Annotated in this window: 23 protein-coding genes and 1 pseudogene; 9 read left to right on the forward strand and 15 right to left on the reverse strand. The window is 73.3% G+C overall.

The window, feature by feature from the left end; translation table 11 throughout:
- Positions 1 to 64: 64 nt before the first annotated feature.
- Positions 65 to 1,555, forward strand: a complete 1,491-nt coding sequence (locus tag ACGH52_RS10375; RefSeq protein ID WP_399938711.1) for a glutamate synthase subunit beta — start codon at positions 65 to 67, stop codon at positions 1,553 to 1,555.
- 129 nt (positions 1,556 to 1,684) lie between these two features.
- Here ACGH52_RS10375 and ACGH52_RS10380 read toward each other — a convergent pair whose 3' ends face one another.
- Positions 1,685 to 1,960, reverse strand: coding sequence for a DUF397 domain-containing protein (locus tag ACGH52_RS10380; RefSeq protein ID WP_059300259.1), 276 nt, complete (start codon positions 1,958 to 1,960; stop codon positions 1,685 to 1,687).
- Entirely contained in the window at positions 1,961 to 2,821 is an 861-nt protein-coding gene (locus ACGH52_RS10385) for a helix-turn-helix transcriptional regulator (protein WP_059300260.1), read from the reverse strand. It abuts the gene before it with no gap.
- A gap of 267 nt (positions 2,822 to 3,088) precedes the next feature.
- Between ACGH52_RS10385 and ACGH52_RS10390 the strand changes: the two genes are divergently transcribed.
- Both ACGH52_RS10390 and ACGH52_RS10395 read left to right on the forward strand, forming a co-directional pair.
- The gene (locus tag ACGH52_RS10390) at positions 3,089 to 3,748 is read left to right on the forward strand and encodes an ATP-binding protein (RefSeq protein ID WP_399938713.1); all 660 of its coding nucleotides are present in this window, start codon (positions 3,089 to 3,091) and stop codon (positions 3,746 to 3,748) included.
- Entirely contained in the window at positions 3,739 to 4,179 is a 441-nt protein-coding gene (locus tag ACGH52_RS10395) for a hypothetical protein (protein WP_171987108.1), read from the forward strand. Before ACGH52_RS10390 ends, ACGH52_RS10395 begins: the two co-directional genes overlap by 10 nt.
- A gap of 17 nt (positions 4,180 to 4,196) precedes the next feature.
- On the opposite strand, the gene ACGH52_RS10400 is transcribed toward ACGH52_RS10395, so the two are convergent.
- From ACGH52_RS10400 to ACGH52_RS10420, 5 genes are all read right to left on the reverse strand, one after another.
- Positions 4,197 to 4,382 carry a hypothetical protein gene (locus ACGH52_RS10400; RefSeq protein ID WP_121702369.1) on the reverse strand — a complete coding sequence of 62 codons (186 nt, stop codon included), beginning with the start codon at positions 4,380 to 4,382 and terminating at the stop codon, positions 4,197 to 4,199.
- 154 nt (positions 4,383 to 4,536) lie between these two features.
- Positions 4,537 to 5,226 (reverse strand): DUF899 domain-containing protein, encoded by a 690-nt coding sequence (locus tag ACGH52_RS10405; RefSeq protein ID WP_399938715.1) that lies wholly within the window; start codon positions 5,224 to 5,226, stop codon positions 4,537 to 4,539.
- Positions 5,227 to 5,387: 161 nt separating this feature from the next.
- Positions 5,388 to 6,785, reverse strand: coding sequence for an amidohydrolase (locus ACGH52_RS10410; protein WP_399938717.1), 1,398 nt, complete (start codon positions 6,783 to 6,785; stop codon positions 5,388 to 5,390).
- On the reverse strand, positions 6,785 to 8,641 hold the full coding sequence (locus tag ACGH52_RS10415) for an FUSC family protein (protein ID WP_399938718.1): 1,857 nt from the start codon (positions 8,639 to 8,641) through the stop codon (positions 6,785 to 6,787). Before ACGH52_RS10415 ends, ACGH52_RS10410 begins: the two co-directional genes overlap by 1 nt.
- A 173-nt stretch (positions 8,642 to 8,814) precedes the next feature.
- Positions 8,815 to 9,597, reverse strand: coding sequence for a nucleotidyltransferase domain-containing protein (locus ACGH52_RS10420; protein WP_399938720.1), 783 nt, complete (start codon positions 9,595 to 9,597; stop codon positions 8,815 to 8,817).
- 149 nt (positions 9,598 to 9,746) lie between these two features.
- Here ACGH52_RS10420 and ACGH52_RS10425 point away from each other — a divergent pair, with 149 nt between their 5' ends.
- Positions 9,747 to 10,160, forward strand: coding sequence for a RidA family protein (locus ACGH52_RS10425; protein WP_121702365.1), 414 nt, complete (start codon positions 9,747 to 9,749; stop codon positions 10,158 to 10,160).
- Positions 10,157 to 10,648: a GNAT family N-acetyltransferase gene (locus ACGH52_RS10430; RefSeq protein WP_076973843.1), complete on the forward strand. Its 492-nt coding sequence runs from the start codon at positions 10,157 to 10,159 to the stop codon at positions 10,646 to 10,648. The genes ACGH52_RS10425 and ACGH52_RS10430 overlap by 4 nt, the downstream gene beginning before the upstream one ends.
- 9 nt (positions 10,649 to 10,657) lie before the next feature.
- Here ACGH52_RS10430 and pip read toward each other — a convergent pair whose 3' ends face one another.
- Positions 10,658 to 11,629: a prolyl aminopeptidase gene (gene pip, locus ACGH52_RS10435; RefSeq protein WP_121702364.1), complete on the reverse strand. Its 972-nt coding sequence runs from the start codon at positions 11,627 to 11,629 to the stop codon at positions 10,658 to 10,660.
- Positions 11,630 to 11,698: 69 nt separating this feature from the next.
- Positions 11,699 to 12,412 (reverse strand): uracil-DNA glycosylase, encoded by a 714-nt coding sequence (locus ACGH52_RS10440; protein ID WP_121702363.1) that lies wholly within the window; start codon positions 12,410 to 12,412, stop codon positions 11,699 to 11,701.
- A 127-nt stretch (positions 12,413 to 12,539) separates the two neighbouring features.
- On the opposite strand from ACGH52_RS10440, the gene ACGH52_RS10445 reads away from it, so the two are divergent.
- Positions 12,540 to 13,079 carry an RNA-binding S4 domain-containing protein gene (locus ACGH52_RS10445; protein ID WP_121702362.1) on the forward strand — a complete coding sequence of 180 codons (540 nt, stop codon included), beginning with the start codon at positions 12,540 to 12,542 and terminating at the stop codon, positions 13,077 to 13,079.
- A 25-nt stretch (positions 13,080 to 13,104) separates the two neighbouring features.
- On the opposite strand, the pseudogene ACGH52_RS10450 reads toward ACGH52_RS10445, so the two are convergent.
- Together ACGH52_RS10450 and ACGH52_RS10455 are read right to left on the reverse strand one after the other, a co-directional pair.
- Positions 13,105 to 13,610: pseudogene (locus tag ACGH52_RS10450) on the reverse strand (DoxX family protein).
- Between the two features lie 63 nt (positions 13,611 to 13,673).
- The gene (locus ACGH52_RS10455; RefSeq protein ID WP_121702361.1) at positions 13,674 to 14,363 is read right to left on the reverse strand and encodes a bifunctional 2-polyprenyl-6-hydroxyphenol methylase/3-demethylubiquinol 3-O-methyltransferase UbiG; all 690 of its coding nucleotides are present in this window, start codon (positions 14,361 to 14,363) and stop codon (positions 13,674 to 13,676) included.
- 183 nt (positions 14,364 to 14,546) lie between these two features.
- Here ACGH52_RS10455 and ACGH52_RS10460 point away from each other — a divergent pair, with 183 nt between their 5' ends.
- Entirely contained in the window at positions 14,547 to 14,804 is a 258-nt protein-coding gene (locus tag ACGH52_RS10460) for a DUF6343 family protein (RefSeq protein WP_059299147.1), read from the forward strand.
- 3 nt (positions 14,805 to 14,807) lie between these two features.
- On the opposite strand, the gene ACGH52_RS10465 is transcribed toward ACGH52_RS10460, so the two are convergent.
- From ACGH52_RS10465 to rpsA, 4 genes are all read right to left on the reverse strand, one after another.
- Positions 14,808 to 15,188, reverse strand: a complete 381-nt coding sequence (locus tag ACGH52_RS10465; RefSeq protein ID WP_076973850.1) for a M48 family metallopeptidase — start codon at positions 15,186 to 15,188, stop codon at positions 14,808 to 14,810.
- Positions 15,189 to 15,237: 49 nt separating this feature from the next.
- Entirely contained in the window at positions 15,238 to 15,840 is a 603-nt protein-coding gene (coaE, locus tag ACGH52_RS10470) for a dephospho-CoA kinase (RefSeq protein ID WP_399938724.1), read from the reverse strand.
- 32 nt (positions 15,841 to 15,872) lie between these two features.
- Positions 15,873 to 16,811 (reverse strand): PAC2 family protein, encoded by a 939-nt coding sequence (locus ACGH52_RS10475; protein WP_076973852.1) that lies wholly within the window; start codon positions 16,809 to 16,811, stop codon positions 15,873 to 15,875.
- Between the two features lie 157 nt (positions 16,812 to 16,968).
- Positions 16,969 to 18,477, reverse strand: coding sequence for a 30S ribosomal protein S1 (gene rpsA / locus ACGH52_RS10480; protein ID WP_059299143.1), 1,509 nt, complete (start codon positions 18,475 to 18,477; stop codon positions 16,969 to 16,971).
- Between the two features lie 374 nt (positions 18,478 to 18,851).
- Between rpsA and ACGH52_RS10485 the strand changes: the two genes are divergently transcribed.
- Together ACGH52_RS10485 and ACGH52_RS10490 are read left to right on the forward strand one after the other, a co-directional pair.
- Positions 18,852 to 19,685, forward strand: a complete 834-nt coding sequence (locus ACGH52_RS10485) for a class I SAM-dependent methyltransferase (protein WP_059299142.1) — start codon at positions 18,852 to 18,854, stop codon at positions 19,683 to 19,685.
- A 52-nt stretch (positions 19,686 to 19,737) separates the two neighbouring features.
- On the forward strand, positions 19,738 to 22,392 hold the full coding sequence (locus ACGH52_RS10490; RefSeq protein ID WP_399938726.1) for an ATP-dependent RNA helicase: 2,655 nt from the start codon (positions 19,738 to 19,740) through the stop codon (positions 22,390 to 22,392).
- Positions 22,393 to 22,404: the final 12 nt, after the last annotated feature.

The raw sequence follows: 22,404 nt of genomic DNA on the forward strand, positions 1-22,404 counted from the left end.
GGACCGCGAGAGCGCCGCCCCACGGCGCGCCCGGCCAGCCACCCCGCACGCAAGGAAGACGGCCATGGCCGATCCCAAGGGTTTTTTGACGACGCCCCGCGAGGAGTGGCCCCGCAGACCGGCCGGGGAGCGGATCCGGGACTGGGACGAGGTGTACGTCCCGGGGGCGCTGCTGCCGATCGTCGACCGGCAGGCCGACCGGTGCATGGACTGCGGCGTCCCCTTCTGCCACGAGGCCTGTCCGCTGGGCAACCTGATCCCGGAGTGGAACGACCTGGTCTCCCGGTCGGACTGGCGGGCGGCGAGCGAGCGGCTGCACGCCACGAACAACTTTCCGGAGTTCACCGGCCGGTTGTGCCCGGCACCGTGTGAGGCGGGCTGTGTGCTCGCCATCAACCAGCCCGCCGTCACCATCAAGAACGTCGAGTGCGCGATCGCCGACATGGCCTGGGAGAAGGGCTTCACCCCGGCGCGGCCACCGGAGCGGCTGTCCGGGCGGACGGTGGCGGTGATCGGCTCGGGGCCCACGGGCCTCGCGGCGGCGCAGCAGCTGACCCGGGCGGGGCACACGGTCGCCGTGTACGAGCGGGACGACCGGATCGGCGGGCTGCTGCGGTACGGGATCCCCGAGTTCAAGATGGAGAAGCGGCATCTGGAACGGCGCGTCGGCCAGATGCGGGCGGAGGGGACGCGGTTCCGTACGTCGACGGCGGTCGGACGGGACGTGGACGCCGCGGGGCTGCGGGCCCGCTACGACGCGGTGGTGATCGCGACCGGGGCGACCGCGTGGCGCGAGCTGGCCGTGCCCGGCCGGGAGCTTGCGGGGGTCCATCAGGCGATGGAGTACCTGCCGCTGGCCAACCGGGTGTGCGAGGGCGACCTCGAGTGCTCCCCGCTGTCCGCCGCCGGACGGCACGTCGTGATCGTCGGCGGTGGCGACACGGGCGCGGACTGTCTCGGTACGGCAGTGCGGGAACGGGCGGCGTCCGTGACGCAGCTGGACATCTACGCGCAGCCGGGTGCGGAGCGCGACGAGGAGTCGGAGCCCTGGCCGACGTATCCGCGCCTGTACCGCTTGTCGGCGGCGCACGAGGAGGCGCACGAGCTGCGGTCAGCGCCGGCGGCGGACGCGGACGCCCGGCTGTTCGCGGCGTCCACGCTCCGCCTCACCGGCGACGAGCGGGGGCACGTGCGCGCGCTGCACCTGGTCGGGGTGGACGCCGGCCGCCGGCCGCGGCCCGGCACCGAGCGGTCGCTCCCCGCGGACCTGGTCCTCCTCGCGCTGGGTTTCTCGGGTCCCGACCGGCAGGACGGGCTGGTCGACGGTCTCGGGCTGGAGATGGCGCCCCGGGGCACGATCGCCCGGGACCGGGACTTCGCGACCAACGTCGAGGGGGTGTTCGCCGCTGGGGACGCGGCACGCGGACAGTCCCTGGTCGTCTGGGCCATCGCGGAGGGGCGGGCGGTGGCGGCGGCCGTCGACCGCCACCTGTCCGGCGGCACCACCCGGCTGCCGGCGCCGGTCGGCCCGTACGACCGGCCGATGACGGCCTGATCCGCCCGGCGACCGCCGTGACCGGGTGGTTGTCCTTTCCTCCGAGATGCCAGAGATACCAGTGGTGCCAGTGGTGCCAGTGGTGCCGTGGTGCCAAACAGCTTAAAAAGACATGCAACAGGGACTGTTTCAGGACAGAAGAAAGTCCGCCTCTCCCGCCTTCGCTCCCTCGATGAACGCCGTCATCTCGGCCGAGGTGTAGATGAGCGCCGGCCCGTCCGGGTCGGTGGACTGCCGCACCGCGATCCGGCCGTCGGCGAGCTTCATGGCCTCCAGGCAGTTGCCTCCGTTGCCGCCGCTCCACGGCTTGTGCCAGCCCTCGCTGCCCAGTTCACGGGCGGGCATGCCGTTGTAGATCCGCGCACCGCGGGTCCGTGGCGGGCGCTGGGGTTTGATGCGGTTCATTCACAGCTCCTTGCGGAGATCCCGGAGGATCTCCTTCGTGCGATGTGCCGTGGCGGCCTGCGCCGCCATGCGGTCCATGACCTCGAGGTGGGTCGCCACCTCGGCACGCGCGTCGAGGTAGACGGCGCCGGTCAGGTACTCGCTGTAGACCATGTCCGGGAGTTCCGGCATGGCGAATCGGAACAGCACGAAGGGCCCGTACGTGCCGGGGTGCGGCCCGCTGGAGAACGGCGCGATCTGCAGCGTCACGTTGGGCAGCTTCGTGGCCTCGAGCAGCCGGTCGATCTGGGCACGCATCACCTCCGGGCCCCCGACGGGGCGGCGCAGCGCGGTTTCGTCCATCACGACCCACAGCCGGGGTGCGTCCTTGCGGGTGAGCAGTTCCTGGCGTTGCATGCGCAGGTCGACGTGGCGCTCGATGTCGTCGGGGCGGGTCTGTCCGATGGCGCCCGAGCGCAGCACGCCGCGTGCGTAGTCCTCGGTCTGCAGCACTCCGGGGACGAAGTGCGGCTCGTAGGCGCGGATCAGGGAGGCCGCGCCCTCCAGGCTGACGTACAGCGAGAACCAGCCGGGGAGGATGTCGTGGAAGCGCTGCCACCACCCCGGTTTGTTGGCGTCCTCGGCCAGCCGGACGAACGCGTCGGCCTCCTCGTCGCCGACGCCGTAGGCCTTCAGCAGGAGCTGGAGGTACGGGATCTTGAGGGCGACCTCGGCCATCTCCATGCGGCGGACCGTGGCGGGGGCGACGCGCAGGATGCGGGCGGCTTCCTCGCGCTTGAGACCGGCACGTTCCCGCAGGTCCAGCAGGCGCCGGCCGAGTACGACCTGGCCGACCGTCGGCGCGGACCGCGGCTCGCTCACCGCCCACCTCCTGAAGAGTCCCGAAAGAGTCCTTGCGTCCCTGTTCCCTTGTACGGACAGCCTCGGCGAGCCCCGGCCTGTCCTGGTGCGGACAGCCCGGCGGCGCCATTCGAAGATCTGTTCGAAAGCCTGAAGATGCCTTCGACGACCTGAAGTGGCGCCGCTCGACGTGCTGTTGCGAGCAGTGTGCCACGGCCGTCCAGAACGTCACACAGCACTCTGCATTTTTCAGAGTGACACTTGCCAAGTGTTCACGGCGGGGCGATAGTGGCAAGCGTGATTCCGTCCGCGCCCTTAGGAACAGACGCCACCGCGGGCTCCCTGGGCCTCGGTGCCGCCATGGGAGCCGGCTCCTCGGGAACCGCCGCCGTCGAGCGCCGGTTCCGTTTCGAGCTAGCCGCTCATCCGGGCTCTCCCTCGCAGGCCAGACGCCTGACACGGGCCCGGCTGAGCGGCTGGGCGGTGTGCGAGGACACCTGTGACACCGCGGCCCTGGTGGTCTCGGAGCTGGTGACCAACGCGATCGTGCACACGGCGAGCAGACACATAGTGTGCGAGCTGCACGACGCCGACGACCTGGTCCGCATAGCCGTGCGCGACGAGGGCTGCGCCCCGGGCCAGCCCCACCCCTCGACCGATCAGCAGCCTGAGGACGAGCACGGCAGGGGCCTGCTTCTCGTCGACGCCCTGTGCGACGCCTGGGGCGCCCACGAGCACGGTCCCGGACTGCTGGTCTGGGCCGAGCTGCCACGCAAGGCCGAAGGACCGCGCGACCCCTCGGAGCCCCACAACGACCTGGGCTGGGGCGCCCGGCCGAAGCCCACCCCGGCGGACGACACCGGGGACGAGGACGAGGTCGAGTCCCGCCGCAGGGCAGGCCGGGAAGCCCGGGAGACACTCCGCGGAACGGGGACCGAATGGCTATGAGGGCCGCGTCCGGCGTCCGACCGCTCGGTCTGGACACGATGGTCCGCCTCCAGCGCGGACGACACACCGCCGGGACACCTCTGAGACTGCCCGTGCCGGACGGCATGACGGCACCGCTGGGCTGCGACGCGGTGGCGGTGCCCGCCTTCCTCGGCCAGCAGGTGCTGCCCCGGCTGCCGCGGGTGGGGTGCGTCTACTCCGACGAGACGCACTGGTGGTGGATCGTTCCGTCCGACTCCGACTACGCCCTGGAGTGGCCCGCGCCCGCGCGCTACGCCACCGGTGCGGTCGTACCCGGCGCCTCGGAGCTGCCGGCCCTGCTGCACCGCTCGGACGGCACGGTTCCCTACACGCCGCCCATTCCGCTGTATCTGGCCCTGTGCCGGCTGACGAACACGACGCCGACCTGGTCGCGGACGGTCAGCGCGTAGGCGCGGGCGGCGGCGGGTCAGGCCGCCGCGTCACCCGCGGCGTCACCGCCGCGCACGACGACCAGGAACGTGTCCGTGGCCAGGTCCATCACGACCTCGGCCGGCAGCCCCTCCAGGCGCCGCGCCTGGGCAAACTCTTCCGCGGGCCAGGATCCTCGTGGTCCACCGGCGGGAAAGCGTTCGAGCACCGTTCGCCCGTTCACTCCGCACCTCCATGTTGCGCTGTACTCGTAGAGTCAAACGCCACCATGGAGTGAACGCCTCGCCCGGTGATGGTACTGAGACACAGTTGACACCCGTTCACCGCAAAGGGTGAGTGGAGCCTCGGCCTTTCGGCCGTTTTCGCTACCGAGCGTCTCAGTCCTCGTACTCGTCGTGATAGCGCACTCTCTCACTGCCCGCGGGCGCACCGAGAGCCGACGCACGCCCCTCGGGTTTCTCCCACGGCTCCCGCCGGCCGAGCGCGGTCAGGTCGAGCAGGCTGGTGGTCGAGCCGAGCCCGTCCAGGCCGCGCTCGTACGTCGAGTAGGTGTGGAAGACCCGTTCGCGGTCCCGCAGGAAGCAGCTGAGCCCCGGCCGCTCGATCAGCTCGCCCTCGTGTTCCAGGGTCACCTCGAAGTCAGTGTTGAAGTCGCTGACGTACGACGAGTACCAGGGCAGCGTCCAGCCCATCCGCGCCTTGAACGGCAGGATCCTGGGGTACGGCGCCCGGGAGACGGCCGCGAACGACGTGCCGCGGGCCCTGAGGTGCGCGAGGTGCCCGATCTGGTCCAGGAACGCCGAGCAGCTGCGGCAGCCGGCGTCCCACTCGGGCGCGAACATGAAGTGGTAGACGACGAGCTGCTCGCGGCCCTCGAACAGGTCGAGCAGGGTGGCCTTGCCGTCGCCGCCCTCGAACACGTACTCCTTGTCGATCTCCACCATGGGCAGTCCGCGCCGCTCGGCGTTCAGGGCGTCACGCGCGCGGGTGGCCGCCTTCTCCTTCGCCAGTAACGCCTCGCGCGCCTCGCGCCAGTCGGCGCGGGTGACGATCTCGGGCAGCGACATGGCTCCAGCCTCCTGTGCGACGTGCGTCCTGCTTCGGTCCGACGGGCGACGGTCCGACGCGGTCGGGCCGTCCGGGTGGTGACCGAAGGGCGGAGCGGAACTCATCGCTGCCCGGCAAGATTCTTTTCGACAGGCCGACGAACACTGCCTGAAGGGGCCTTTCAGGTGTCGTACTCCTGGATGCGCCGGCCGTGTCCGCGGTCGGTCAGGGCGGGCAGCCGCTCCCCCAGCTCCCGCACCACCGCGGGCACGTCCACGGTGAGCAGTTGGCGGTCCCGCATGAGCACGCGCCCGTCCACGATCGTGGTGCGCACGTCGGCGGAGCGCGCGCTGTGCACCAGGGTGGCGGCGAGGTCGTGCACGGGCTGGGTGTGCGGCCCGGTCAGGTCGACGAGGATCAGGTCCGCCCGCCGCCCCGGTGCGATACGGCCCACGGCGTCCCCCAGGCCGACCGCGTGGGCGCTCTGCACGGTGGCGTGGTGGAGGGCCTGACGGGAGGTCAGCCAGCGCGGGTCGCCCTCGGTGGACTTCTGGATCAGGGACGTGAGCGCCATCGACTCCCACACGTCCAGGGAGTTGTTGGACGCGGCACCGTCCGTGGCGAGCCCCACGGCGACGCCGATGTCACGCAGCGCGCGCACGGGTGTGGTGCCGGGCCAGGCGAACTTGAGGTAGCCCCGGGGAGCGGTCGCCACCGCCGTACGGCCGCCCGCGCGCGCGAGGAGCGGCAGGTCGCCCTCGGTGATGCCGGTGCCGTGGGCGATGAGCACGTCGGTGTCGAGGACGCCGGTGCGTTCGAGGACCTCGATGGGGGTGACCCCGTGCCGGGCGAGGCTGGAGTCGGTCTGGTCGCGGTACTCGGCGGCGTGCAGGTGCACGGGCAGGCCGTGGTCACGGGCGAGTTCCGCGGTCGCGGCCAGGTCGGCGTCGGTCACCGTGTAAGGGGCGTGCGGGGCGAGGGCGGTGGTGATCCGGCCTCCGGCAACGTCGCGGCACCGCAGCGCGAACTCCAGCGAGGCCTCCCGGCCCGCGGGCCCCTGCGAGGAGAAGTACGCCTGTCCCAGCTGCGCCCGCATCCCGCACTGGGTGACGACCGCGGCCACGGCGTCCATGTGGAAGTAGCTGTCCGCGAACGTCGTGACCCCCGCGCGGATCATCTCGGCGCAGGCCAGCCGGGCGCCCAGGATCACGTCCCGCACGGTGAGGTTGGACTCGACGGGCCAGACGACGTCGTTGAACCACTCCTCGGTGGGCAGGTCCTCGGCGAGGCCGCGCAGGGCGACCATGGGCGCGTGCGTGTGGCAGTTGATCAGCCCGGGGAGGGCGACCTGACCGCGTGCGTCGATGCGCTCGGCGGCGGGCATCGCGGCCCCGGCGGCGGCGGTGGTCACGGAGGCGACGACCCCGTCGCGTACGACGACGGCCGCGTCCTGCTCGAAGCCGATCCGTTCACGGTCGTCGTGCACCAGGACGGTGCAGCCGGTGATGACGAGATCGGCGGACTCGGCGGACTCGGCGGGATCGCCGGAAAAGGGGGAAGAGGCGGAGGGAGGCGTCATCAAGCCAACGTACGGTGCCGCCCCACGCGCCCGCGCCGCTCGGCGAGTTCGTCCCGCAGCGCGGCGAGCCGTTCGGTGTGGCGGGGGCTGAGCCCTCCGGTGTCGTCGAGGTGGACGGCGCACGCGGTGGTGGTGTCGACGAGCCGTTCGAGGACCGCGGCGACCTCGTCGGTGCCCTCGGAGTGCCGGGCGAGGGCGGGCAGTTCGGCGGCGGCGCGGGCACTGGCGGCGCGGGCCTCGGCGAGGGTGCGGTAGGCCTCCCGGCGCAGCGTCCACCGGGTGGCGCGGTCGTCGGACTCGCCCAGTACGTGCGCGAGGTAGGCCTGTGCGGCGGCGTCGGCGGCGTCGATGCCCGCCCGGGTGCCGGCGCCGCGCTGCCCCGGCATCGGCAGGTGCCCGACCACCAGCACGATCGCGCAGGCCAGCAGCGTCTCCCCGATACGGCCCGCGGAGGCCTGCGGTTCGCCGCCCACCATGACCAGGGCCAGGACGAGGACGGTGACCACGGTGGTCTGGGCGGCGAAGTGCCGCGCGGCGACCGGCACCAGGGCACCGCAGACGGCGACGAGGACGACGAGCCCCTCCGGCCGGGGCAGTACGGCCGCGAACCCGGCGAACAGCAGCGCCCCGAGCACCGTCCCGGCCGCCCGGCACAGCACCCGGGACACGAGCGGGCCGAGGTCGGGCTTGACGAGGAAGACGGCGGTGGCGGGCAGCCAGTACCAGTGCTGGTGGGAGCCGTACCAGTGACCGTGGTGCAGCGCCTGGGCGACGGCGGCACTGGCGCCGAAGCACAGCCCGGCCCGCAGCCCGTACTCCCGACCGCCCGGGCCGAGCACGGCACGCGCCACGGAGCGGGGCGACCGCCTGCGGACGTGCAGGTCGGGGCCCCTGCCCCGGTCGAAGGCCTGCGCCGCGTGCAGCAGGGCGTCGTCCAGGGCGCGCAGGGCGGGGTCGGTCCGGCTGGGCGCGGGCAGCGGCCCGGCGGGGGTGTTGCCGCGGACGGCCGCCGCGAGCCGCCGGGGCCCTTCGGCGGCCCGCGCGGGCACGGCCCGCTCCGCCCACGCGAGCGCGGTCGCGGCCTCACCGAGGGGCAGCGCGGCGGCGTACTGGGCGTGCAGCCGGCGTTCGGCCGCGGTGGAGGCACGGCGCCGCAGCCGGGGTCCGGCGAGCGCGTCCTGCGCGTGGTCGAGGGCGGCGGTGAGCGCGGCCCGGCGCACCACGGCGTACTCCGTGCCCACGGCGTCGAGCAGCGCGGCGACGGCTTCGTAGACGTCGGCGACGGCCGCCCGTTCCCCGTCGAAGCGGAAGCCGAGACGGAGGTCGCCGGTGAGAGTGGTGGGCGTGGGCAGCGCCAGTCGCAGCAGGAGCAGCCATCCGGCCCCGGCGAGGAAGGCGAGCACGCTCTGCCATCCGGGGTCGGGCAGCGGCATCCCGGCGCCCACGGCCGCGGTGACCAGCAGCTGCGTCCCCGTCCCGGACGCCACCGGTCCGACGGCGCTGACGCACCCGGCGACCAGTCCGAGCCCGGTCAGCACCAGCGTCAGCGCCACCGCCCCGAGGTGCTGCCCGGCGTACGTCCCGACGAGCAGCCCGGTGGCCCCGGCGAGCGCGGGGACGCCGATCCGGCGCACGGAGGCGCGGCGGCTGCCCGGCCGGTCGTTGATGCCGGCCAGCATGGCGGCGATCGCGGCGACGACTCCGAGGGAGGCCCGCCCGGCGACCAGGGCCGCGGTCAGCAGCGGCCCGCCCGCCAGCGCTCCCCGGGCCACAGCGTTCCAGGGCACGGGGCCGCGCTGGGTGTTCAGGGCGTGGCCGAGCCAGGGCGGGAGTGCTTCAACTGCGGTGCGGAACACGGGGTGCGGGGCTCCTGTCGTCCGGTCGAGGCGGTGGTGAGCCTTCGGGCGACGGTGGCCGGGCTGGGTGGTGCGCTGTCAAGCGTACGACGGGTCTTCGAAGGCGCGGAAACGGTCCTGTTTCGGGAGGATGACGGCCGTCGGGCGCCATGGCGTACCGCGGTGCCGTGCGCTCAGGAGCGGGCGGCCTCCAGGGTCTCGCGCAGCACTGCCTCGGCCCGCGTCACCGCGTCGGCCAGGGTTCGCGGCTCCGGCGTCAGACCGGCGAGCAGCGCGTCCATGCCGCCCAGTCCGGCCCGCTCGACCATCCCCTTCTCGTTGGTGACCCACTCGCCCCGCGCCGCCAGCACCGCGTGGGCCGTCTGGGTCGTGGCGAGGGCGAGGGCGCCGGCGACCTGGGTGAGGGCGCCCTTGGGGGCGTGGCCCGCCTTGGCGTAGGCGAGGGTGGCGGTGGCCATGCCGTACCAGTGTTCGGGTGCGGCGGTGCGCAGGGCCTCCGGGTAGCCGTCGGGGCGGGGCAGGTCGCCGCGCAGCACCTTGTTGATCGCCAGCTCGGCGACCACGAGGTAGGTCGGGATGCCCGCCAGGTGGAACATCAGCGGCTCGACGCCGAAGCGGCCCGCCTCCGCTTCCGTCAGCACGTGCTCGACCGAGTCGAGGTCGCGGTAGTGCACGTCGACGCGGCGCTCGTCGATCGTCAGCCAGCCGCCGCCGTTGAAGACGCCGCCGCCCCAGGCGCCGATCTCCGAGACCTCGCCCGGCCAGCCGACGGCGCGCAGGTCCGCCGGGTCGAAGGCGCCCCGGTAGTAGACCGCAAGGTCCCAGTCGCTGTCCGGTCCGTGCGTGCCCTGGGCCCGGGAGCCGCCGAGGGTCACCGCGCGCACGGCGGGCAGGGCGGCGAGCCGGTCGGCCGTGGTGTCGAGGAAGACCTGGTCCGTGAGGGCGGGCGAGGGCACTGGTGCGGGCTCCTGACGGTGCGGGCGGCGGGTGGCGACGCTGGGGAGCCTAGGCGGCCGGGGTGCGGGCCGCGAGCGAAATTCGGGTGCGCGCAGCGGGCGCGGCACGGACGATCAGGAGATTGCCCGCCCGTCTTCCAGGAGTCCACGTGATCCAGCGCGTCACCGTGCCCGGTCTCTTCCCGCCGCCCCTCTACTCCCACGCCTCCGTCGTCGAGGCCGGGACCAGGCTCGCGTTCCTCGCCGGTTCCGTCCCGCTCGACGCGGAGGGGAAGCTGGTCGGCGAGGGCGATCCGGTCCGCCAGGCCGAGCAGGTGATCGCGAACCTCACCGAGCAGCTGCGCGCCGTCGGGAGCGGACTGGAGCACGTGCTGTCCACCGATGTGTACGTCGTGAGCACCGAGACCGCCCCGCTGTCCGCCGTCTGGGACGTCGTCGAGGCGTCCGGGCTCAGCGCCGGTCCGCACTCCTCGACACTGCTCGGGGTGAGCTGCCTCGGCTACCCGGGACAGCTGGTGGAGATCACCGCGACCGCGGTCGTGCCGGAGACCGGCCGCCCGTGAACCGCGAGGCGGGGGCCGAGTCCGGTGCCGGGGCGGTCGTCCTGCGGCGCGCCCGTGCCGCCGACGCGCGGGCCGCGGCCGACGTCTGGCTGCGTTCCTTCGCGGCCGCGCTGCCGACCGTGGTCCGGCCCCGCTCCGACACCGAGGTCCGCGCGTACTTCCGGCACGTGGTCGTGGAGCGGTACGAGACCTGGCTGGCGGAGGGGGCCGGTGGCGCGGTCGCCGGTGTGATGGTGCTGGAGGGCGAGGAGCTGTCCCAGCTGTACCTCGCCCCCGAGCGGCGCGGGTGCGGGATCGGGGACCGGTTCGTCGCCCTGGCCAAGGAGCGCCGGGCGGACGGGCTGTCGCTGTGGACCTTCCAGGTCAACGCGCCCGCGCGGCGCTTCTACGAACGGCACGGTTTCACGCCCGTGCAGTGGACGGACGGCGCCCGGAACGAGGAGCGGGAGCCGGACGTGCGCTATGTGTGGCGGCCCCGGCGGCCCTAGACCTGTCGTTCATCCGCCGGTGTCCCCGCGCGCGTACGTGTCCGTCGCCGCCAGCAGGGCCTCGTCGCCGGTCGCCCCGGCGTCGTGCCCGGCCTCGTCCACGATCACCAGCTCGCTGTCCGGCCAGGCGTGGTGGAGCCGCCAGACGATGCCGAGGAGGTTGCCGAAGTCGAGGCTGCCCTGGACCAGGGTGCCGGGGATGCCCTTCAGCAGGTGCGCGTCCCTGAGGACCACGCCCTCGTCGTTGCCGTCGCCGAGGAAGTGGTCGTTGCCCCAGTAGTGCGTGACGGTACGGGCGAAGCCCATGCGGAAGTCCGGGTCCTGGAACCGGGCGACCGAGCCGGGCGGTGCCGGGATCGTCGCCGTCTCCCAGTCGGTCCAGGCCCGCGCGGCCCGCTCGCGCACCGCCGCGTCCGGCGATTCCAGCAGCCGGTTGTACGCGGCGGCCAGGTTTCCGTCGCGTTCGCCCGGGGGCAGCTCGGCGAGGAACCGCTCGTGCGCCTCCGGGAAGATGTTTCCCAGTCCCCGCGTCAGGAGGGCCACTTCGGCGTCGGAGCCGGTGGCGACGCCCGTCAGCACCAGCTCGGTCACCACGCCGGGGTGCGTCTGCGCGTACCGCAGGCCCAGGACCGAGCCCCAGGACACGCCCCACACCAGCCACCGTTCGATGTCCAGGTGGGCGCGCAGCCGCTCCAGGTCCGCCATCAGGTGGGCGGTCGTGTTGACGCTCATGTCGGTGTCGTAGGCGCTCGCGCGGGGCCGCGACCGTCCGGCGCCCCGCTGGTCGAGGAGGACGATCCGGTAGGCGGCGGGGTCGAAGTAGCGCCGGAGACCCGGGCTTGCGCGGCTGCCCGGTCCGCCGTGCAGGACGAGCGCGGGCTTGCCGTGCGGGTTGCCGCAGGTTTCCCAGTACACGTGGTTGCCGTCGCCGACGTCCAGCATGCCGTGGTCGTACGGTTCGATCTCCGGATACAGGCCCATCGGAGCACCGTAGCCGCGGCGGTCCCGCGCGCTCATCCCCTTTGGGGCGCGGGCCTCACCCGGCGGGCCTCACCCGGCGGGCAGCCCCGCCGTGTCCGCCGCCGTGCGCAGCACGTCGCGCAGCATCTCGGGGGTGAGCCGGCCGGTGAAGGTGTTGCGCTGGCTGACGTGGAAGCAGCCGAAGAGGTGCAGACCCGGCCCGTCGGCGGCGTCCAGCCGCACATGCCCGCCGTGTGCGAAGCGCGGACGGGGGCGGGGCACGGTCCAGCCCGCCCCGGTGAACGCGGGCAGCGCGGCCTGCCAGCCGAAGGCGCCGAGGACGACCACCGCCCGCAGCGTCGGCCGCAGCAACTCCAGCTCCTGGACGAGCCAGGGGCGGCAGGTGTCCCGTTCGCCGGGGGTGGGTTTGTTCGCGGGCGGGGCGCAGTGCACCGGCGAGGTGACGCGCACGCCGTACAGCTCCAGACCGTCGTCGACACGGTCCGCCGTGGGCCGCGAGGCGAGGCCCACGTCGTACAGCGCCCGGTACAGGACGTCTCCGGAGCGGTCTCCGGTGAACATCCGGCCGGTGCGGTTGCCGCCGTGGGCGGCGGGGGCCAGCCCGACGATCAGCAGCCGGGCGTCCGGCGGGCCGAAACCGGGCACCGGCCGTCCCCAGTACGTCCAGTCGGCGAAGGCGGCCCGCTTCGTCCGGGCGACCTCCTCGCGCCACTCGACCAGTCTCGGGCAGGCCCGGCATCCCGCGATGCGCTGGTCGAGTAGGGAGAGGCCGCCGGTGTCCATGCGTCCACCGTAAGACCTCGGCCGGTGCCTGCGGGACGCGCGAGGCCCCGTGGGCAACGGTGCGGCCCGCCGGTCGGCCGCCGGAATTGCGTCCCGTTCCACCGCACCGGACGGTTAGGGTCGGACCATGGCTTCCGAGCATGACGAAGGCGGGAGCGGCCCGGTGGCCGCCCCGCAGGACGGCGCCGCTGCCACGGCCGGGGCACCCGACCCGAAGACGGCGGCGGCGATCGCCGCCGCCGAGGCGGCCGGGCCGCAGAGCGGTGAGAGCGTCCGCGTGGACAGCTGGATCTGGGCCGTCCGCCTGATCAAGACCCGCTCCCTGGGCGCGACCGCCTGCCGCGGCGGCCACGTCCGGGTCAACGGCGAGCGGGTGAAGCCCGCCCACGCGCTCCGCGTCGGCGACGAGGTGCGCCTGCGCCAGGAGGGCCGGGAGCGGATCGTCGTCGTGAAGCGGCTGATCCGCAAGCGCGTCGGTGCCCCGGTCGCCGTCCAGTGCTACGTCGACAACTCCCCGCCGCCCCCGCCCCGCGAGGCCGTCGCCCCGGCCGGCGTCCGCGACCGCGGCGCCGGACGCCCGACCAAGCGGGACCGCCGCGAGATGGACCGGCTGCGCGGGCTGGAGGGCCTGAGCAGCTCCCGGCGGGACGCCGCGAACCGCCCCTGAGCGTCCGTGGACGGCTTGGCCCCGATCAGCCGCGCCGGACCCGGGCCCGCACCAGCCGGCGCAGCTCCTCGTTGTGCCCGCGACGGGCCCGGACGATGATCAGGAGCGGCACCAGCAGGACCAGTGGCGTCGCAGCGTTCGCACCGTCGAAGTAGGTGAGCTGGACGACGAACGCGCCCACCATCAGCGCGCTCAGCGCGGCCGCGGCCACCGACTGGAGCACCGGCACGACCAGGGCGATCGCTCCCGCCAGTTCGAGGACGCCGATCGCGTACATGCCCGCGTCGCCCCAGCCCAGCTCCACGAAGGTGTCGGCCGCCGAGGAGTGCCCGATCAGCTTGGGCAGGGCACTCGCGAGGGCGAAGAACAGCGCGAGGAACACCTGCACCCCACGCAGGGCGACCCGGAGGCCGCGCCCGCGGGCCGGCACGGCGGGGGGGAGGAAGCGGTGGTCTCGGACATGGCGGTCTCCTGGGCTGGGCGGTCCGTGCTGCTGTCGCGATACAGACCGCTCGCCGCCGCGGAACTCATCGCCGAATCGCCCCCTGCCCGGGAAGACGCCCTCTCCGATGGCCGTGCCGCAGCCGCTTGCCGTTACCCCTGCCGTCGCACGGGCACGGCCCTCACCCACGTCCCGTCCTCGGTGAGATACCGGTCCACCGCAAGTCCCGCCTCTCCCAGCGCCTCCTCGAACTGCTCCGTGGTCAGCGGGCGGGCCCGGAAGGTCTGGGTCCAGACGGCATCCGGGAACTCGTACTCCGCCCGGACCGAGTTGACGCCGTCGCCCACCGGGTCCGCCGACAGGATCCGGACCGTGAAGCCGCTGGGGTCCACCCGCTCCCGCGGCAGGTTCGTGTGGTAGTCCGCGCCCTCCCGCTGGATCAGCACACAGCCGTCGTCCTCGACATGCCTGGCACAGGTGCGCAGCAGCCCACGCCGCACCTCGACGTCCCCGGCGTGCACGAGGAACGACGCCAGCATCACCGCGTCGAAGCGCTCGCCGAGGTCGAGGTCCTCGATCGGGCTGCGTATGGTGCGCGCCCCACGCACGTGCTCCAGCATCTCGGCGGACTCGTCCACCGCGGTGACGGTGAACCCGCGCTCCAGCAGGGGGTGGGTCATGCGCCCCACCCCGCTGCCCAGCTCCAGTATCCGCGCGCCCTCGGGCACGGCGGCGGCGACGATGTCCGGCTCGGCCCCGGCGGGCAGCCGCGAATAGAGCTCGACCGCGCAGCCGTCCGGGGTGATGGCCCCGGGTCCCGTCCCCTGGTGTCCCTCTCGCATTCTCAGTTCCATGTCCGTCCAACGGCCCGCGTCCGCACACCCGTTCCCCCTCGACGACGGTTCACCCGACCGAGTGAACGCGCCCGGTCCCGAGGAGGGCCGCCGGTCTGGCGGCACAGGTCGCTTCCCCCTCCTGACCTGCCGCAGTAGGTTCGAGAGCAGGAGTACGGGAGTAGTGAACCGATGCGTACGGGCAGTGAACCGGCGACCGCGCGCAGTGCCCTGCGGGCGCGGTTCTGGCTGAGCCTGTGGGGGCTGGTCTGGGCCGTCTTCGGCACGGCCGCCTTCGCGCTCACGGGGCGGTTCGGCTGGGCACTAGCCTGCGGAGTGCTGTGGCTCGTCGTCACGGTCGACCTGACCGTGATCCTCCGCCACATCCGCCAGGGCCCGCACTACCAGCCGGGCCGGGACATCCCGCCGTACCCGCCGCCGAGACGCTGACCGTCAGGAGTCGAAGCGCGCCTGCTGCAGGTACTCCGGGTTCGGGTCCAGCGCCGCCGCCAGCCGGAAGTGACGGCGGGCCTGGTCGGGACAGCCCCGGCGTTCATAGGTGCGGGCGAGGGCGAAGTGCGCGAACGCGTTGTCCGGCTCGCGCTCCAGGACGATGGTGAACTCCAGCTCGGCCGGTCGCAGTTGCGCCGCCGCGAAGAAGGCCCGCGCGCGCAGCAGTCGCGCGGCCGTGTTCTCGGGGTGGGCGCCGATGACTCCGTCGAGCAGTTTCACCGCGCCGCGCGGGTCCCGCGCCGCGAGCAACTGCTCGGCGGCACGGAAGTCGATGACATCCGTCTCCGGAGTACGTCCGGTCGGGCTGCTTGTCTCGGGCACGGCTGAGTCCTTCCCTCGCTGGAAGGGATCAACGCACGCGCGGGGACCGCTATTCCGTGCGCGCCCTGCGCACCAGTTCGTCCCAGACCTCCGCGACGCGGCGCCGCAGCTCCTCCAGCGGTACGTCGTTGTCGACGACCACGTCCGCGATCTCCCGGCGCTGCTCGCGCGTCGCCTGGGCGGCCATGCGGGCCCGTGCGTCCTGCTCGGTCATGCCGCGCAGCCGGACCAGCCGGTCGAGCTGGGTGGCCGGGTCGGCGTCCACGACGACCACGAGGTCGTACAGCGGCGCCAGGCCGTTCTCCGTGAGCAGGGGGACGTCGTGGACGACGACGGCGTCCTCGGCGGCGGCCTCCTCCAGAGCACGGGAGCGCTCACCGACCAGGGGGTGCACGATGCCGTTGAGGACGGCCAGCTTCTCCGGGTCGGCGAACACGATCGAGCCCAGTTTCGGCCGGTCCAGGCTGCCGTCCGCGGCGAGGACGTCCTCGCCGAACGCCTCCACGACCGCGCCGAGCCCCGGCGTCCCGGGGGCGACGACCTCGCGCGCGATCCGGTCGGCGTCGATCAGTACGGCGCCGTGCTCGACGAGGAGCCGGGACACCTCGCTCTTGCCGGCGCCGATCCCGCCGGTCAGGCCCACTTTCAGCATGGTCGGAAGCCTAGAGGGTGCCGGTCACGGCGTCAGTTGTCGCCCTCCCGCTCCGCCAGGAACCGCTCGAACTCGCGGCCGATCTCGTCGGCGGAGGGGATCTCGACGGGCTCGGCGAGCATGTTGCCCCTGGTCTCGGCGCCCGCCGCGGCGTCGTACTGGTGCTCCAGGCCCTGGACGAGGGCGGTCAGCTCCTCGTCGCCCTCCTGGATCTGCCGGTCGATCTCCGTCTGGGTGCGGTGGGCGTCGGTGCGCAGGGAGTGCGCGATGCCCGGCAGGACCAGACCGGTCGCCGCGGTGATCGCCTCCAGGACGGTCAGCGCCGCGTCCGGGTACGCGGAGCGGGCGATGTAGTGCGGGACGTGCGCGGCGACGCCGAGCACGTCGTGGCCGGCCTGCGCGAGCCGGTACTCGACGAGTGCCTCAGCGCTGCCGGGGACCTGCGCCTCCTCGAAGGGGCTGCGATGGCCCGGTACGAGGTCGGTGCGGCTGCCGTGCGGGGTGATGCCGACCGGGCGGGTGTGCGGGACGCCCATCGGGATGCCGTGGAAACTGACCGACAGGCGGACGCCGAGCCGCTCCACGATCTGCCCCACGGCGGCGGCGAAGCGCTCCCACTCGACGTCCGGCTCGGGGCCCGACAGGAGCAGGAAGGGCGCCCCGGTGGCGTCCTGGACGAGCCGCACCTCGATGGTGGGTTCCTCGTAGTCCGTCCAGGTGTCCCGCTTGAAGGTCAGCAGCGGGCGACGCGCCCGGTAGTCCACGAGCCGGTCGTGGTCGAAGCGGGCGACGACCTGGTGGGGCAGCGAGTCGAGCACCTGGTCGACGATCTGGTCGCCGGTCTCCCCGGCGTCGATGTATCCGTCGAAGTGGTACAGCATGACCAGTCCGGCAGACTCCTGGGCGAGTGCCATGTCGACGACGGCAAGGCCCTTCGGCTCCCAGGCGTACAAATCCTGCGGATCAAGCACAGTGACCGCTCCCCTCCATCTGTTCGTCTGTGACAACGCCCTTGTGGGGTGGGGCATTCCCGGGAGGGCACACCGAAGGGGCCGCACCTCGGAAGGTGCGGCCCCTCGGTTACCGCCGTGCTTCAACCGCTGGTGTCAGCGGCCGGTGTGCAGAGCTTCAGCTCTGGCCGCCGGCCAGCTTCTCGCGCAGCGCGGCCAGCGCCTCGTCCGACGCCAGGGCGCCGGAGTTGTCGCCGCCCTCGGAGGAGTACGAGCCGCCGCCGCCACCACCGGACGCGGCCGGAGCCGCACCCGCGGTGTCGACGCCCTCGGCAGCGGCCTTCTCGTCCGCCTCGCGGGACTTGATGACCTGCGCCTGGTGCTGCTCGAAGCGCTGCTGCGCCTCGGCGTACTGCGTCTCCCACGCCTCGCGCTGGGTCTCGTAGCCCTCGAGCCAGTCGTTGGTCTCGGGGTCGAAGCCCTCGGGGTAGATGTAGTTGCCCTGGTCGTCGTAGGACGCGGCCATGCCGTACAGGGTCGGGTCGAACTCGACCGTGGACGGGTCGGCACCGAAGGCCTCGTTGGCCTGCTTCAGCGAGAGGCTGATGCGGCGACGCTCGAGGTCGATGTCGATGACCTTGACGAAGATCTCGTCGTTGACCTGGACGACCTGCTCCGGGATCTCCACGTGGCGCTCGGCCAGCTCGGAGATGTGGACCAGACCCTCGATGCCCTCGTCCACGCGGACGAACGCACCGAACGGCACCAGCTTCGTGACCTTGCCGGGCACGACCTGGCCGATCTGGTGGGTGCGGGCGAACTGCTGCCACGGGTCTTCCTGAGTCGCCTTCAGCGACAGGGAGACGCGCTCGCGGTCCATGTCCACGTCGAGAACCTCGACGGTGACCTCCTGGCCGACCTCGACAACCTCGGAGGGGTGGTCGATGTGCTTCCAGGAAAGCTCGGAGACGTGGACCAGACCGTCGACGCCACCCAGGTCCACGAAGGCACCGAAGTTGACGATCGAGGAGACGACGCCGGAACGGACCTGACCCTTCTGGAGGGTGGTGAGGAACGTCTGGCGGACCTCGGACTGGGTCTGCTCCAGCCAGGCACGGCGGGACAGGACCACGTTGTTGCGGTTCTTGTCCAGCTCGATGATCTTCGCCTCGAGCTCCTTGCCCACGTAGGGCTGGAGGTCGCGGACGCGGCGCATCTCGACCAGGGAGGCCGGGAGGAAGCCGCGGAGGCCGATGTCGAGGATGAGACCACCCTTGACGACCTCGATGACGGTACCGGTGACGATGCCGTCCTCTTCCTTGATCTTCTCGATGGTGCCCCAGGCCCGCTCGTACTGGGCGCGCTTCTTCGAGAGGATCAGGCGGCCTTCCTTGTCCTCCTTCTGGAGGACCAGGGCCTCGATCTCGTCACCGACGGCGACGACCTCGTTGGGGTCGACGTCGTGCTTGATCGAGAGCTCTCGGCTCGGGATGACACCTTCGGTCTTGTAACCGATGTCGAGCAGGACCTCGTCCCGGTCGACCTTCACGATGACGCCGTCGACGATGTCGCCGTCGTTGAAGTACTTGATCGTCTCGTCGATCGCGGCGAGGAAGGCTTCCTCGTTACCGATGTCGTTGACCGCAACCTGCGGGGTGGTGGCGGTGGTCTCGGTGCTGCTCGTCATGTGGGAAAGGGCTCCGGTACGGACATTGAAGTCGTAGGTACTGCTTACGCCGGGAGCCCGTTTCGCTCTGCAGAAGCCGGACAGCCAAGGAAGCGTCACCGAAACCAGGGGTGACACCTCGAGAACCGAGGGGACATACAACAGATGCGAGCGCGACCTGCTACGTCTGAGGTGCGCAGGCCCGCAGCGCAACTTGTAGCATACGGGGGCAGCCGGGCAGGGTCAATGCGCGAAGCCGCACACCCGGGGCGGATCGTCGCATACCCGGCACAAAAGCCGTCTCCCGAGGCCACACGGACCCCTGGATGCCCCTTGCGTGACACGCGGGGCGGGCGGCACGGAAGAGCCCGCAGACTAGTACGAGGGAGCCGGTCATCCAAGAGCCCGTAACGTCCGAGGCCGAGGGAACCGACGGACCAGAGCCCGAGGCCACCCGGCGCGCCGCCGGTGTCACCGAGAGTTCCCGCGCCAACCGCGGCTGGTGGGACCGGAACGCGGACGAGTACCAGACCGAGCACGGCACCTTCCTCGGCGACGACCGCTTCGTGTGGTGTCCCGAGGGCCTGGACGAGGTGGAGGCCGAGCTGCTCGGCCCGCCGGAGGAGCTGAAGGGCAAGGACGTCCTGGAGATCGGCGCCGGCGCCGCCCAGTGCTCGCGCTGGCTGACCGCCCAGGGGGCCCGCGCGGTGGCCCTGGACCTCTCCCACCGCCAGCTCCAGCACGCCCTGCGCATCGGCGGTTCGTTCCCCCTGGTGTGTGCCGACGCGTCGGTGCTGCCCTTCGCGGACGGTTCGTTCGACCTGGCGTGTTCGGCGTACGGGGCGCTGCCGTTCGTCGCCGACCCGCGGCTGGTGCTGCGGGAGGTGCGCCGGGTGCTGCGGCCCGGCGGCCGCTTCGTCTTCTCGGTCACGCACCCGTTGCGCTGGGCGTTCCCGGACGAGCCGGGGCCCGAGGGGCTGTCGGTGTCGGCCTCGTACTTCGACCGGACGCCGTACGTGGAGCAGGACGACGAGGGCCTCGCGGTGTACGTCGAGCACCACAGGACGCTCGGTGACCGTGTGCGGGACGTGGTGACGTCGGGGTTCCGGCTGGTGGACCTCGTGGAGCCGGAGTGGCCGGACTGGAACACCTCGGAGTGGGGCGGCTGGTCGCCGCTGCGCGGGCACCTGATCCCCGGGACGGCGATCTTCGTCTGCGAGCGCGACTGAAACCGTCCTCCGCGCGCGGAGGAGGGTTTCGCGGACGTACGACACTGGGGGCGTGATCCGTTACGACGCCCTGGACGCGCTGCCCGTGCGCGGCGCCCTGCCCGCGCTGCACGACGCCCTGGAGGGGCACGGCACGGCGGTGCTGGTCGCGCCGCCAGGGACCGGCAAGACCACGCTGGTGCCGCTGGCCCTGGCGGGGCTGCTGGGCGGGGGTGAGGCTCCCGCGCGGCGTGTGGTCGTGGCCGAGCCGCGGCGGATCGCGGCGCGGGCGGCGGCCCGGCGGATGGCGTGGCTGCTGGGTGAGAAGCCGGGGGCGAGTGTCGGGTACACCGTGCGCGGGGAGCGGGTCGTCGGGCCACGCGCGCGCGTGGAGGTCGTCACGACCGGCGTGCTGCTGCAGCGGCTGCAACGGGACCAGGAGCTGACGGGCGTCGACGCGGTGGTGCTGGACGAGTGCCACGAGCGGCATCTGGACGCGGACACGTCGGCGGCGTTCCTGTGGGACGTGCGGCAGGCCCTGCGGCCCGAGCTGCGGCTGGTGGCCGCGTCGGCCACGACCGACGCGGAGGGCTGGTCGCGGCTGCTGGGGGACGCGCCGGTCGTCGAGGCGCGGGGCGTGTCGTACCCCGTGGAGGTCGTGTGGGCGCCGCCGGTGCGGCCGGTGCGGCCGCCGCACGGGATGCGGGTGGACCCGGCGCTGCTCGAGCACGTGGCCGGGGTGGTGCGGCGGGCGCTGGCCGAACGGGACGGGGACGTCCTGTGCTTCCTGCCGGGAGTCGGAGAGATCTCCCGCGTGGCGGGCCGGCTGGCGGGCCTCGGGGACGTGGACGTGCTCCAGGTGCACGGGCGGGCGCCCGCCGCGGTGCAGGACGCGGTGCTGGCGCCCGGGGCGCGGCGCAGGGTGGTGCTGGCGACCTCGGTGGCCGAGTCGTCGCTGACGGTCCCGGGCGTGCGGGTGGTGGTGGACGCGGGGCTGGCGCGGGAGCCGCGGGTGGACCACGCGCGCGGGCTCAGCGCGCTGACGACGGTACGGGCCTCGCGGGCGGCGGCGCGGCAGCGGGCGGGCCGGGCCGGGCGTGAGGCGCCGGGGGTGGTGTACCGCTGCTGGGCGGAGGCGGAGGACGCCCGGCTGCCGCGGTTCCCGGCGCCGGAGATCAAGGTGGCCGACCTGACGGCGTTCGCGTTGCAGGCGGCCTGCTGGGGCGATCCGGACGCGTCCGGTCTGGCGCTGCTCGATCCGCCTCCGGGCGGGGCGATGGCGGCCGCCCGGTCGGTACTGGAGGCGGTCGGCGCGGTGGACTCGGCCGGGCGGGCGACGGACCGGGGCGCACGCCTGGCCCGCCTCGGCCTGCACCCCCGGCTGGGCCGCGCCCTCCTGGACGCGGCGGAACTGAGCGCGAACATGCCACCCCGGGCCACCTCGCGGGCGAGCACCACGGACCCGCGACCCGCCGACCGCGCCACCACCCGACCGGCCACCGCCGAGACCGGCGGCTCCGAGACGAATGCCTCCGAGAGCCGGACCGGGGGTTCCCGGACAGAGGACCGTGGGGTCGAGGCGGTGGCCGAGGTGGTGGGGCTGTTGAGTGAGGAGGCACCGCGGGAGTACGGGGACGATCTCGTGTCCGTACTGCGGGCTGCTCGGCGGGGCGGTGACGCGTACGGGGCGCGGTGGCGGGCCGAGGTGCGGCGGCTGCGGGCCGCCGTGGAGGGCGGGCGGGGGCTGCCGGTCGGCGACGACGTCCTCGCCGGGCTGGTGGCCGCTCTGGCGTTTCCGGAGCGGGTGGCCAGGAAGGACGGCGGTTCGTACCTGATGGTCTCCGGCACCCGGGCGGAGCTGCCTGAGGCGTCGGCGCTGCGCGGGGCGCCGTGGATCGCCGTCGCCGTGGCCGACCGGCCGGTGGGCAGGGGGCACGCGCGCGTGCAGCTCGGCGCGGCCGTCGACGAGGAGATCGCCCGGCTGGCGGCGGGAGCGCTGCTGACCGAGCGGGACGAGGTGCACTGGGCCGACGGTGACGTGGTGGCCCGGCGGGTCGAGAGGCTCGGGGCGGTGGAACTGGCGGTGCGGCCCCTCACCGGCGCCGACCCCGCGCTCGTGCGGGGCGCGCTGCTGGAGGGGCTGCGGCGGGAGGGGCTCGGGCTGCTGCGCGGCTCGGCCGACGCCGAACTGCTGCGCAAGCGGCTCGCGTTCCTGCGGCGGCACCTCGGTGAGCCCTGGCCGGACGTCACCGACGAGGCGCTGCTCGCGCGCGCGGACGAGTGGCTGGAGCCCGAGCTGAGCCGGGCCCGGCGGCGGGCCGACCTGGGCCGGATCGACGCCGGGCAGGCGCTGACGCGGTTGCTGCCCTGGGCGTCCGGGGAAGCGGCGCGGCTCGACGAGCTGGCCCCCGAGCGGATCCTCGTCCCCAGTGGGTCCAGGATCCGGATCGACTACGGCGACCCCGGACAGCCCGTCCTCGCCGTGAAGTTGCAGGAGATGTTCGGGCTCCAGCGGTCACCCGAGATCGCCGGGGTGCCGCTCCTGGTGCATCTGCTCTCCCCCGCCGGCCGCCCCGCCGCGGTCACCGCCGACCTGGCCTCGTTCTGGAAGGACGGCTACAAGGGCGTACGGGCGGAGCTGCGCGGCCGGTACCCGAAGCACCCGTGGCCCGAGGATCCGGCCACGGCGGAGCCGACGCGGTACACGAAGGCCCGGCTCGGCAAGTGACCGGGTCCCGGC

Source organism: Streptomyces sp. BBFR25, from assembly GCF_044590125.1.
In the GTDB taxonomy this organism is placed as follows: Bacteria; Actinomycetota; Actinomycetes; order Streptomycetales; family Streptomycetaceae; genus Streptomyces; species Streptomyces canus_D.